Below are 12,049 nucleotides of genomic sequence, written 5' to 3' on the forward strand. Positions count from 1 at the left end.
GCGATCTTTTGATCTTGCTTTATAAGGGCAAGATCAAAAGATCGCAGCCTGCGGCAGCTCCTACAGGGGATGGGTCAGTTCTGGCAGACGCGGCGGGTCATGAAGCGTTCGCGCAGCACGTCGTAGCCCCAGTGGTACACGTAGGTGTACGGCAGGAAGAACAGCAGCACGCCGATGTCGAGCAAGAACGCCTGCCACAGGCTGACCGACAGCCACCAGGCAATCAGCGGCACACCCATCACGATCAAACCACCCTCGAACAGCAGCGCGTGCACCACCCGTACCCAGGCGTTGTGCGCGACGTTCATGCGTTCCAGCATACGGTCGAAGTAACGGTTGAACACCACGTTCCAGCCCAGCGCCAGCAGCGCGATCAACACCGTCACCGCGCCCATTTCAAGCATCGGTTTTTGCATGATCCACGCCAGCAGCGGCGTGCAGATCAGAATGGCCAGCAGTTCGAAACCAACGGCCTGGAAAATACGTTCAGTGATGGACTTATTGGTAGTCATGGTCTGACTCCTTAGTGAAGATGGTTGCCATGATCTATTCTCAAACCGATACTTCATAATCAATAACCATCGATCAGGGCGATAGTTGATGATCTCGCAAGAAGTGCTGTTGGCATTTGTCCAGGCGGCCACGCAAGGTTCGTTTTCGGCGGCGGCGCGTAAATTGGGGCGCAGTCAGTCGACCATCAGCGCGGCGGTGGCAAGCATGGAGATTGATCTGGACCTGGTGCTGTTCGATCGCAGCAGCCGCAAACCGACGCTGACCCCGGCGGGTCATGTGATGCTGCAACGCGCCGAAGCGATTCTGGCGGCCAGCAGTCGATTGGAAATGACGGCGCGGCAACTGTCGCAAGGCGTCGAGCCGAAGCTGACGGTGGCGATTTCCGATACCTATCAGTCGTACCGATTCGAAGCGGCGTTGGCAGGTTTCGAACAGCGCTATCCGGATCTGGAACTGGAGTGTTTGATTGCCGAATGTGAAGACCTGATCGAACTGGTGCAGCGCGGCCGCGCGCATCTGGCTTTCGCTGAAATGCAGGAGCACTACCCGCCGGATCTGGTGACGTCGACGGTGGCCGAGCGCACGGAAATCGCCTTGTTCGTCAATCGCGACCATGCGCTGGCCAAGCTTGATCACGTTGATCAGCACATCCTGGAACAGCATCGGGAGTTGCGCCTGGCAACCATCGTCAATCCGTATGACAGCCGTGGCAAAGGCCGGGTGTGGTCGGCACCGAGTTATCTGATGTTGCTGGAAATGGCCGAAAAAGGCTTTGGCTGGGCGCCGTTACCGCGTTGGCTGGCGCAGCGGTTTGGCAATGATTTGTTAGTTGAACTGAAGGTGCGTGGCTGGCCCAAGCCGGTGTTTGTTGATGCCTTGTGGTCGCGGCTGTATCCGCCGGGGCCGGCGGGGAGCTGGTTGCTGAGCAAGATGTTGGAATAGCGGCGACGCCAATCGCTGGCAAGCCAGCTCCCACAGGTACCGAGGTGTTCATTGATTTTGTGTACGACGCAGACACTGTGGGAGCTGGCTTGCCTGCCCCCACAAATACCGAGGTGTTCATTGATTTTGTGTACGACGCGGACACTGTGGGAGCTGGCTTGCCAGCGATGGCGTCAGCCCAGACACCCTTATCAAGCCGCTTCGATCACCACCGGCCTATGGATTCAATAACGATCCTGCAAGTCGGTGAAACTCTCCAATATCCCCAATCAGTCCCCTCTCCCCCTGGGAGAGGGCTAGGGTGAGGGCAATTCCAGCGCCGAAAGCCGTCCTTCAATAAACCGCCGCTCCGGCTCTTGCCGTGTCAATTCCAAGGCCCGCACATACGCCACCCTCGCCTCCTCCACCCGACCCAACTGCCGACAAAACTCCGCCCGCGCCGAATGCGCCAAGTGGTAATCCTGCAACTCGCCCCGCGCCAAAATTCCTTCAATCAGATTCAACCCCGCCAACGCCCCATCGCGCTTGGCCACCGCCACGGCACGGTTCAACTCGATCACCGGCGAAGGCACCGCGCGCAACAGCACGTCATACAAGCCGACGATCTGTTCCCAGTCGGTTTCTGCCGCTGACGGCGCCTCGGCATGCACCGCCGCAATCGCCGCTTGCAAACAATACGGCCCAAACCGCCGCGTGGTCAGCGCGCGCTCGACCAGCGCACAGCCTTCAGCAATCAACCCGGCATCCCAGCGCGAGCGATCCTGATCATCCAGCAACACCAGTTCACCGTCCGGCGAAGTCCGCGCCGATCGTCGCGATTCATGCAACAGCATCATCGCCAGCAGCCCCATCACTTCCGGTTCCGGCAGCAACTCCATCAACAATCGCCCCAATCTGATCGCCTCACGCGTCAAATCCTCGCGGGTCAGCTCCGCCCCGACCGACGCCGAATAGCCTTCGTTGAACACCAGATAAATCACCCGCAAGACGCTGTCGAGGCGCTCGGGCAATTCGCTCAGGCTCGGTACTTGATAAGGGATTTTCGCGTCACGAATCTTGGCTTTCGCGCGCACGATACGTTGCGCTATCGCCGCTGGCGCGGAGAGAAACGCACGAGCGATTTCTTCGGTGGTCAGGTCGCAGACTTCACGCAAGGTCAGCGGCACTTGCGCATCCGCCGCCAGCGCCGGGTGGCAGCAGGTGAAGATCAGCCGCAGACGATCGTCTTCCACGTCTTCGCCACTCCAGTCGGCCTGTTCGAGTTCTTCCAGTTGCGCCAATAACATTGGCTGCGAAGCTTTGAAGCGGGCACGGCGGCGCAACACATCAATCGCCTTGAAACGCCCGGTCGAGACCAGCCAGGTGCGCGGATTGTCCGGTACGCCGTCGCGCTGCCAGCGTTCGACCGCGACGAAGAACGCCTCGTGCAAGGCTTCTTCGGCGAGGTCGAAATCACCGAGCAGGCGAATCAGTGTCGCCAGAATCCGCCGCGAGTCTTCGCGATAGACCTGCTCGACCCGCGCCCGAACCTCAGACATTCAACTGCCGCACCGGGCGCACTTCAACGCTGCCGACCCGCGCCGCCGGAATGTTGCCGGCGACCTGAATGGCTTCGTTGAGATCCTTGGCGTCGATCAGGTAGAAACCGGCCAGTTGCTCCTTGGTTTCAGCGAACGGGCCATCGGTGATCGACAGTTTGCCGTTGCGCATACGCACCGTGGTGGCGGTCTGTACCGATTCGAGCGCCTCGGCGGCGACCATTCGCCCGCTGCCCTGAATCGACTCGGCGTAGGCCCAGCATTCGGCGTCTTCCGGGCTGTCGGGCGATGAATGCAGCAGGCGCTCATCGCTGTAGACCAGGCATAAATACTTCATGGCGTTCTCCTGAAGCGGACGGTTCAACTATGGCTGAAGATCAGGGCTGCACATCAAACAGGGTCGCGCCGCTCATCGGATCGAACGGGGCCGACCAGTGTTCATGGGCGATTTTCCAGGCCCCGCCGACCTGCCGATAGCACGCAGTGACGCGCATCCAGCAGCTCTGGGTTTCGCCTTTGTCATTGGTGCCACCGCAGTTGGCCACCCAATGGGCGAAGGCGATGTTGTCAGCGCTTTCGATGGCAATTTCGTGGAACTCGAAAATGTGCGGGCCGGGGCACATTTCCATGCATGCCACCCAGTGCGCACGATAGGCCGGTTTGCCCTTGAATTGCAGGGCCTTGATTGCGTCGAACGAGACGATGTCGTCGGCGTACAACGCCATGACTTTCTCCACGTCCTTGGTCATGACGGCTTCGCGGTAGGTATTGATCAGGGTCTGGATTTCAGCTTGTGCGCTCATGGTGTTCTCCGTGGTTTTTGTTGTGAAGACACCCTTAGTCGTTCGGCGATTGGGCAGATCGACAGACGAAACAAAAAATTTCCACCGAAGACAAAATCGCTAGAATCCGAGGCTCGTCTTTGTAGGAAAAAGGAAATTCCCGTGTCAGCCCAACTCGTGCCGTACGACAGTCTCAACGCCTTGCAGCGTGAACAAGTCGAGGCGATTGAAATCCACGCCGAACAGATCAAGTTCTCCGGCGATATCCACGGCGCTTTGCACACCCTGCTGTCGAAACCCGGCCCCGGTGTAAAGGGTTTTGCCTTGCTGGCAGAAGAGGTGCCGGTCGCGTTTCTGCTGCTCAAGCGCCCGCCGGTGTTGCCAGCCTGGGCCGATGAACACAGCGCCACGTTGCATGCGTTGCAGGTTGATCGCCGGGCGCAGGGCAAGGGTTACGGCAAGGCATGTTTGCAAGCGCTGCCCGAGGTTGCGCGGCAGGCGTGGCCGGAGATCAAGGGGCTGGAATTGTCGGTGGATGCCGATAACGACGCGGCCATCGCGCTGTATGCAAAGTATGGCTACGTCGACAGCGGCGAAGCGTACAAGGGCCGGATCGGTTACGAACGGCGCATGGGGCTGTTTTTCTAAGTTATCGGGGGTGCAAGGATGATTGACTCAATCGAAGCGCTGGAAGCGATTTACGGACTGCCCCACGACCGCGCGGTGCGCAAGCAGATCGGTTTTCTCAACGAGGATTATCAGGCGATGGTGCGGGTTTCGCCGCTGGTGATCGTCAGCTCGGTGGGCGCCGATGGCCTGGATAATTCACCGCGCGGGGATGCGCCGGGGTTTGTGCGGATCATCGATCAAAACACCCTGGCCCTGCCGGACCGCCCGGGCAACAACCGCATCGATACCCTGCGCAATGTCCTGCAGGATTCGCGGGTGTCGCTGCTGTTCATCATTCCGGGGATTGGCGAGACGTTGCGGGTCAATGGCACGGCGGTGATCAGCGCTGAGCCGGCGCTGCTGGAGAGTTTTGCGGTGAATGGCAAACCGGCGAAAACCGTGTTGCTGGTGACGGTGGAAGCGGCGTTTTTCCATTGTTCAAAAGCGTTCGTCCGCTCGGATGCGTGGAATCCTGAAACGCATCTGCCGCGCTCGGCCCTGCCAAGCGCCGGCGCCTTCCACAAGCGCCTGAATGACGGCGAGTTCGATGCCGAAACCTACGACCGCGAAGCGCCGAAACGGGTCACCGACACCCTCTACTGATACCCCCGTAAATGATCGTTCCCACGCTCTGCGTGGGAATGCAGCCGGGGACGCTCTGCGTCCCAAAGTCGTGACGCAGAGCGTCACAGGAGGCATTCCCACGCAGAGCGTGGGAACGATCAGGATCGGGGTTGAATCAGAGGGTGAGGATCATCTCGTGCCACGCCATGCCGCCGTGGTCGGACTCCGACGGTTTGATGTAGGCGAAGCCAAACCCGGCGTACAGCGGGATGTGCTTCTCCTTGCACATCAGGTGAATCGTCGCTTTATCCATCCCGCGCATACGCTCGATGAACTCGCCCATCAAGCGCTTGGCCAAACCCTGCCCCTGATAATCCGGGTGCACCACCACCGACATGATCACCACGTTCGGCCCTTTCGGGTCATGGCCGATCAGTTCCTTGAACGCCTCGTCCGACATCTGCACGTCAAACGCCGCGCCGGAATTGACGAAGCCTGCGACCACGCCCTCCACCTCGGCGACGATAAAACCTTCCGGCCAGGTGGCAATACGCGTGGCGATCTTCTCTCGGGTGGCCGCTTCGTCGCCTTCGTAGGTAACGGTTTCGATGGCGTAGCAGCGATCCAGGTCGGCGGCGGTGACGTTGCGGATGAGGGTGTTCATGGCAGCTCGAAAATCAGCAGAAGAAAGTGCCGAAAGCATAAAGGAATAAGCGCGGCATATCGATGCGCGCGGGCGGCGTAAAGCTTGCGTATAAGCGCTTTTCTTCGGGCTCGAGGGCGGCTATTGCTGTGAGCTGTCTCTGATCACCCGTGGGGGAAACCGCTTATGAGCAGCGTTCAGATTGGTCTGTTGATGGTGTTGGGCATCAGTACGTTCGGGTTCATCACACTGGCGATCGACCTGCTGCGCACACGGCGTAAACAGCGTTGATCGTATGAGGCGGATCAATGATCCGCCTCATGGTTGTCTGTTCAGGCTTTTTTGGAATCGACCGGCACACAGATTTCCAGTTTGCCGGTGTGCAGACGCGGATTGAAATCGGCGCTGTAACGCTCCAGTTCCGGGGCGTTGAGCTCCACGTAGTGAGAGGTCGGCAACCAGGTCTTGTAGATGTATTGCAGGGTTTGCGGCAACTGATCGAGCGGCCCCTGGTGTTCAAACACCGCGTACTGGCGGGGCAGCACCTCGACCCACTGGTAGACCTTCTGGTCGAGATCATCGAGCTTGCTGATTTCCACCCCGGCGATGTAATCGAAGCCACCCTTGCCGTCGAAGTTACTGCAGACGCCGTAGGTCACTTCGTTTTTTTGCCCCGGTATCTTTCCCAGGTGCGGCAAGAACTTTTCCCACAGCGTCGGGATGTCCTTTGCGCTGTCTTGGGTAAATCGACCGCGAAAACCTGCAATCAGCAGGAAGTGTCCATGTTCGAAGCGAGGTTCAGCCACTTCGACGCGTTTTTGCTCATCCATGACTCGACTCCTGGCACAAAAAAAGGGGTTCGGCTGGGAGTATAGAAAGCCCAATCCAATTCGCACGCCTACAACGTGTGCAACTGCTCGACGGCACCGGAACCGACGAATTCGTTATAGCCAGATACGATCACGTACACCGCGAAATAGCAGAAGATCGCTGCAGATGCCATGTAGGAGTAACGCAGAAGCTTGTCACCGAGCAGCTTGCCGCCATGAATCGCGGCGAAGCACAAACCGGCCGACCACAGCAGCCCGGCGCAGAGGAAACCGCCAAGGAACAACGCCGAACTCAAAGGGCCGCCGCCCCCGGAACGAGCAATCAAGGTGCCACCGACCGCTGCAAACCAGAGAATCGCGCTCGGCGACGACATGGCGAGAAAAATCCCACGAAAGAATTCCTTGCGATGAGAGTTCTGCCCTACTTCCGCCGTGGCCGCCAACTGCGCTTCGTGATGGATCGCCGAGTAAATCATCTTCGCCGCAAAGTAGATCAGCAGCACCGAGCCGCCGATCCACAGTACCCAGCGCACGGTTTCGTATTGCAGCAGCACCGTCATCCCGGCCAGCGCCAGCACCGCGTAAATCAAGTCGCCGACGCACGTGCCGAGGCCCAGCGCGAAGCCTTGAAAGTAACCGCGCTGCATCGCCAATGTGATCATCGCGATGTTGGCCACGCCGATATCCAGGCACAGCGAAAGGCTCAGCAAAAAGCCGCTGGTGAATTCCATCTACCGATTTCCTTGGGACAAAATTGTTTACAAACGGGCTGGACAGTATGCCATCACTGACCTTATCTTCCGCCACAGGTCACCGCAGTGACCAGCGTCGCTCGGACGGTTCCGGGCGCTTACGTTATCCGAGGCAACAATGGCTGAACAAGGTTCGCCGCGCCGCTTTGCGCGCATAGATCGACTCCCCCCTTACGTTTTCAACATCACCGCCGAGCTGAAAATGGCCGCGCGTCGTCGTGGTGAAGACATCATCGACTTGAGCATGGGCAACCCCGACGGCGCCACGCCGCCGCACATTGTCGAAAAACTCGTACAGGTTGCCCAACGCGACGACACCCACGGTTACTCGACGTCCAAGGGCATTCCGCGCCTGCGCCGGGCGATTTCCAACTGGTACAAGCAGCGCTACGAGGTCGATATCGACCCGGAAAGCGAAGCCATCGTCACCATCGGTTCCAAGGAAGGCCTGGCGCATTTGATGCTGGCGACCCTGGATCAGGGCGACACCGTATTGGTGCCGAACCCGAGCTACCCGATTCACATCTACGGTGCGGTGATTGCCGGTGCCCAGGTGCGTTCGGTGCCGCTGGTGCCCGGCGTGGACTTCTTCGATGAGCTGGAACGGGCGATTCGTGGCTCGATTCCGAAGCCGAAAATGATGATCCTCGGTTTCCCGTCGAACCCGACTGCACAGTGCGTGGAACTGGATTTCTTCGAACGGGTGATCGCCCTCGCCAAGCAGTACGACGTGCTGGTAATTCACGATCTGGCCTACGCCGACATCGTCTATGACGGCTGGAAAGCGCCGTCGATCATGCAGGTGCCGGGCGCCAAGGACATCGCGGTGGAGTTTTTCACCTTGTCCAAGAGTTACAACATGGCCGGCTGGCGCATCGGTTTCATGGTCGGTAATCCGGAACTGGTCAACGCCCTCGCGCGGATCAAGAGCTACCACGACTACGGCACCTTTACCCCGCTGCAAGTCGCGGCGATTGCCGCGCTGGAAGGCGATCAGCAGTGCGTGCGCGACATCGCCGAGCAGTATCGCCAGCGTCGTAATGTGCTGGTGAAAGGTCTGCATGAACTGGGCTGGATGGTCGAGAATCCGAAGGCGTCGATGTACGTCTGGGCGAAGATCCCCGAGCAGTACGCGCATCTGGGCTCGCTGGAATTTGCCAAGAAGCTGCTGGCCGAGGCCAAGGTCTGTGTTTCGCCAGGGGTGGGGTTTGGTGAGTACGGCGATGATCACGTGCGCTTCGCGCTGATCGAAAACCAGGACCGCATTCGCCAGGCTGTACGCGGGATTCGCGGGATGTTCCGGGCGGATGGATTAGTTACCAAATAACTGACCCACCTCCCTTGTAGGAGCTGCCGCAGGCTGCGATCTTTTGATCTGGTTTTTACAATCAAAAGATCGCAGCCTCGTTTCACTCGACAGCTCCTACAGGTGCCGTGTTCACGCAGATCATCAGGCACAAAAAAACCGCATCGCTGCGGTTTTTTTGTGTCTGCAAGAAACTGTTTACACGAACAACGACAGCAGCAGGATAAAGCCCAACGCAACCACCGAGAGGATCGTTTCCATCGCCGTCCAGGTCTTGAACGTCTCGGCCACGGTCATGTTGAAGTATTGCTTCACCAGCCAGAAACCGGCGTCGTTCACGTGCGACAGGATCAGCGAACCGGCGCCGGTAGCGAGTACCAGCAGCTCACGGTTAACACCCGGAATCATCCCCACCACCGGCACCACAATGCCCGCGCCAGTGATGGTCGCCACAGTCGCCGAACCGGTAGCGATACGAATCACCGCCGCCACCAGCCACGCCAGCAGGATCGGCGAGATTTGCGCGCTGACCGCCATGTGGCCGATCACGTCGCCCACACCGCTGGTCACCAGCATCTGCTTGAAGCCACCGCCGGCACCGATGATCAAAATGATCGCGGCGGTTGGCGCCAGGCTCGCATCCAGCCACTTGAGCATTTGTTGCGAACCGATGCCCTGCTTGTGCCCGAAGGTGTACAGCGACAACAGCAACGCCAGCAACAGCGCCGAGATCGGATGACCGATCATGTCCATCCAGGTGCGGAAGAAGTGACCGTCCGGCAACGCGACGTCAGCAAAGGTTTTCAGCAGCATCAGGAACACCGGCAGCAGCACGGTGATCAGGGTGATGCTGAAGCTCGGCAGCGTGGTCGAGTCGTCGTTTTCGCGGGCCAGTTGATCGACCAGTTCCTGATTCGGGTGACCCGGAATGTGCTTGGCGATGAACGTACCGAAGATCGGACCGGCAATGATCGCGGTTGGCAGCGCCACGATCAGACCATAAAGAATGGTCTTGCCGATGTCCGCACCGAACACGCCGATGGCCAGCAGCGGGCCCGGGTGCGGCGGCACCAGGCCGTGCACGGCGGAGAGACCGGCGAGCAGCGGGATACCGATCTTGATGATCGACACACCGGTGCGGCGCGCAACGATGAACACCAGCGGAATCAGCAGGACAAAACCGATTTCGAAGAACAGCGGAATGCCCACCAGGAACGCGGCAAACATCATCGCCCACTGGACTTTGTCTTTACCGAACGCACGGATCAGGGTCTGGGCGATCTGATCCGCCCCGCCCGACTCGGCCATCATTTTACCGAGCATGGTGCCCAGCGCGAGGATGATGCCGACGAAACCGAGCACGCCACCGAAGCCGTCCTGGAACGCTTTGATGATGGTGCCGATCGGCATGCCCGACGTCAGGCCGAGGAACGCGGCGGCGATGGTCAGGGAAATGAACGGGTGAATCTTGAATTTGGTGATCAGGATAATCAGGCCGATTACCGTGACCACTGCATCGAGCAGCAGGAACGTCTCATGGGACATGCCAAACATTGGGGGTGTCTCCTGGATTGTTGTTGTTATTAAAGCGGGTTAAACAGAAGTCGTGAGGACTGCGCTAGCTCTTTCAACACACTCATACCGCCTGCTTCAGACCGTGGGCCTGCCACCAGACGTGAGCCTGGGACGCCAGTTCTTCAACACTGTGAATCGAAGCATTCAGCGCCAACGTCAGCGGTTCGCCCTTGGGCGATTCGAGCGTGGCGAACTGGCTTTCGATCAACGTGGCGGGCATAAAGTGGCCCGGACGGTGGGACACACGTTCAGCGGCAACTTCAGGGGTCAATTCAAGAAACACGAAACCCAGGCCCGGCAAGGCACTGCGCAACACTTCGCGATAACTGTGTTTAAGGGCCGAGCAGGTCAGCACCGGGCGTTTGCCCGACGCATCGACGCGACGCAGTTCATCGCACAGGCTGTCGAGCCAGCCGGCACGGTCGTCGTCGTTCAGGGGGATCCCCGCGCTCATCTTTTCGATGTTCGCGGCCGGATGAAAAGTATCGCCTTCAATGGCAGTGGCGCCGCTCAATTGGCACAGGGCCTCGCTGACGCACGTCTTGCCGCAACCGGCAACGCCCATGATGACCAGGGCGGTGATGGGATGACTCATATAACACCTCAGCGCGCAGACAGCGCTACCTTTGCTAGCTATGACTCTAGTGCACAGGCAGAAGTTGCCGACGCCTTCTTGTCGTTTTTTTGGGTTGCAGCAGGTTTGCGCCCAACGCCAAAAAGCGAAGATCAGGCAGGACCTCGCTTACGCATTTACAGCTGCATCAGGACAGCGCTACCTTAGTGCCTTGATTTTTGTTTGGCAAGCCGTCGATGACCACCCCTAAAAACGATAAAAACACTCGCACCACCGGCCGTCCCACCCTCAATGAAGTTGCCCGCCTGGCCGGCGTCAGCCCGATTACCGCCTCCCGCGCCTTGCGTGGGGTCAGCACGGTCGCCACCGAACTGGTGGAAAAAGTGCAAAAAGCCGCCAGTGAACTCAACTATGTGGTCAACCCTGCTGCCCGCGCCTTGGCCTCGGCGCAGAGCCATTCTGTGGTGGTGTTGGTCCCTTCGCTGTCCAACCTGTTGTTCATCGATACGCTGGAAGCCATTCATCGGGTGCTGACGCCCAAGGGCTTCGAAGTGTTGATCGGCAACTTCCACTATTCCCGCGATGAAGAAGAAAACCTGCTGCGCAACTACCTGGCTTATCAGCCGCGAGGTTTTTTGCTGACCGGGTTTGATCGCACCGAAAGTTCACGGCGAATGATCGAGGCCAGCAACATTCCCTGCGTGTACATGATGGAACTGGACAGCGCTGCCGGGGTGAATTGTGTTGGTTTCTCGCAACTGAGTGCAGGTGAAACGGCGGCCGAGCATTTGCTCTCACGCGGGCGCAAGCGCTTGGCGTATATCGGCGCGCAGCTCGATCAACGCACGTTGTTGCGTGGCGAGGGCTTCCGCAAGGCGCTGCAAAAGGCCGGGCGTTACGACCCGGATCTGGAAGTGCTGACGCCGCGTTCGTCGTCCGTGGGTTTGGGTGGCGAGTTGTTCCTGCAACTGTTGGCGGCACACCCGGATGTCGATGCGATCTTCTTCGGTAACGACGACCTCGCACAGGGCGCGCTGCTCGAAGCATTGCGCAACGGCATCAGAATTCCCGAGCAGGTGGCAATTCTCGGTTTCAACGACTTGCCAATGTCCGAGCACATGGTCCCGCGCCTGAGCAGTATCAACACCCCACGCGAGGCGATTGGCCGACGTGCAGCGGAGCAAATGCTGACGCTGATGGCCGGCAACAATGTCGCGCGGCCGGTCGAAGACATGGGCTTCGAACTGAAAATCCGCGAAAGCACCTGACCCCTGAAACCACTGTGGTGGGCACAAATCCCGGGGTGAAACACGATCCCGGTAGGAGCTGCCGCAGGCTGCGATCTTTTGATCTGATCTTTT

Annotated in this window: 14 protein-coding genes; 5 read left to right on the top strand and 9 right to left on the bottom strand. The window is 59.1% G+C overall.

Annotated elements, in window-relative coordinates:
• Positions 1–74: 74 nt before the first annotated feature.
• A complete protein-coding gene (locus PMI37_RS14585; RefSeq protein WP_008081983.1) occupies positions 75–512 on the bottom strand; it encodes a multidrug/biocide efflux PACE transporter in 438 nt (145 codons plus the stop codon).
• A gap of 88 nt (positions 513–600) precedes the next feature.
• Here PMI37_RS14585 and PMI37_RS14590 point away from each other — a divergent pair, with 88 nt between their 5' ends.
• On the top strand, positions 601–1,455 hold the full coding sequence (locus PMI37_RS14590) for a LysR family transcriptional regulator (RefSeq protein ID WP_008081984.1): 855 nt from the start codon (positions 601–603) through the stop codon (positions 1,453–1,455).
• 296 nt (positions 1,456–1,751) lie between these two features.
• Here PMI37_RS14590 and PMI37_RS14595 read toward each other — a convergent pair whose 3' ends face one another.
• Genes PMI37_RS14595 through PMI37_RS14605 form a run of 3 tightly spaced genes read right to left on the bottom strand, consistent with a single transcriptional unit; the run spans position 1,752 to position 3,796 of the window.
• Positions 1,752–2,993 (bottom strand): RNA polymerase sigma factor, encoded by a 1,242-nt coding sequence (locus tag PMI37_RS14595; RefSeq protein WP_008081986.1) that lies wholly within the window; start codon positions 2,991–2,993, stop codon positions 1,752–1,754.
• Positions 2,986–3,330, bottom strand: coding sequence for a YciI family protein (locus PMI37_RS14600; RefSeq protein ID WP_008081988.1), 345 nt, complete (start codon positions 3,328–3,330; stop codon positions 2,986–2,988). The genes PMI37_RS14595 and PMI37_RS14600 overlap by 8 nt, the downstream gene beginning before the upstream one ends.
• A gap of 40 nt (positions 3,331–3,370) precedes the next feature.
• Positions 3,371–3,796: a YybH family protein gene (locus tag PMI37_RS14605; protein ID WP_008081991.1), complete on the bottom strand. Its 426-nt coding sequence runs from the start codon at positions 3,794–3,796 to the stop codon at positions 3,371–3,373.
• Positions 3,797–3,937: 141 nt separating this feature from the next.
• Between PMI37_RS14605 and PMI37_RS14610 the strand changes: the two genes are divergently transcribed.
• Positions 3,938–4,423, top strand: coding sequence for a GNAT family N-acetyltransferase (locus PMI37_RS14610; protein WP_008081996.1), 486 nt, complete (start codon positions 3,938–3,940; stop codon positions 4,421–4,423).
• Positions 4,424–4,441: 18 nt separating this feature from the next.
• A complete protein-coding gene (locus PMI37_RS14615) occupies positions 4,442–5,047 on the top strand; it encodes a pyridoxamine 5'-phosphate oxidase family protein (RefSeq protein WP_008081997.1) in 606 nt (201 codons plus the stop codon).
• 136 nt (positions 5,048–5,183) lie between these two features.
• Here the strand turns inward: PMI37_RS14615 and PMI37_RS14620 are convergent, their stop codons facing one another.
• The 3 genes from PMI37_RS14620 to PMI37_RS14630 form a co-directional block, all read right to left on the bottom strand.
• The gene (locus tag PMI37_RS14620; RefSeq protein ID WP_008082006.1) at positions 5,184–5,672 is read right to left on the bottom strand and encodes a GNAT family N-acetyltransferase; all 489 of its coding nucleotides are present in this window, start codon (positions 5,670–5,672) and stop codon (positions 5,184–5,186) included.
• Positions 5,673–5,983: 311 nt separating this feature from the next.
• Entirely contained in the window at positions 5,984–6,481 is a 498-nt protein-coding gene (locus PMI37_RS14625; RefSeq protein WP_008082012.1) for a GyrI-like domain-containing protein, read from the bottom strand.
• Positions 6,482–6,549: 68 nt separating this feature from the next.
• Positions 6,550–7,212 (bottom strand): LysE family translocator, encoded by a 663-nt coding sequence (locus tag PMI37_RS14630; protein WP_008082015.1) that lies wholly within the window; start codon positions 7,210–7,212, stop codon positions 6,550–6,552.
• A gap of 139 nt (positions 7,213–7,351) precedes the next feature.
• Between PMI37_RS14630 and alaC the strand changes: the two genes are divergently transcribed.
• Positions 7,352–8,560 (top strand): alanine transaminase, encoded by a 1,209-nt coding sequence (alaC, locus tag PMI37_RS14635; protein WP_008082017.1) that lies wholly within the window; start codon positions 7,352–7,354, stop codon positions 8,558–8,560.
• 177 nt (positions 8,561–8,737) lie between these two features.
• On the opposite strand, the gene PMI37_RS14640 is transcribed toward alaC, so the two are convergent.
• Positions 8,738–10,093: a GntP family permease gene (locus PMI37_RS14640; RefSeq protein WP_008082018.1), complete on the bottom strand. Its 1,356-nt coding sequence runs from the start codon at positions 10,091–10,093 to the stop codon at positions 8,738–8,740.
• 82 nt (positions 10,094–10,175) lie between these two features.
• Positions 10,176–10,709: a gluconokinase gene (locus PMI37_RS14645; RefSeq protein ID WP_007917804.1), complete on the bottom strand. Its 534-nt coding sequence runs from the start codon at positions 10,707–10,709 to the stop codon at positions 10,176–10,178.
• 215 nt (positions 10,710–10,924) lie between these two features.
• Between PMI37_RS14645 and PMI37_RS14650 the strand changes: the two genes are divergently transcribed.
• Entirely contained in the window at positions 10,925–11,956 is a 1,032-nt protein-coding gene (locus PMI37_RS14650; RefSeq protein ID WP_008082021.1) for a LacI family DNA-binding transcriptional regulator, read from the top strand.
• The last annotated feature ends 93 nt before the right edge of the window (positions 11,957–12,049 follow it).

The organism is Pseudomonas sp. GM80 (genome assembly GCF_000282515.1).
Taxonomy (GTDB): Bacteria; Pseudomonadota; Gammaproteobacteria; order Pseudomonadales; family Pseudomonadaceae; genus Aquipseudomonas.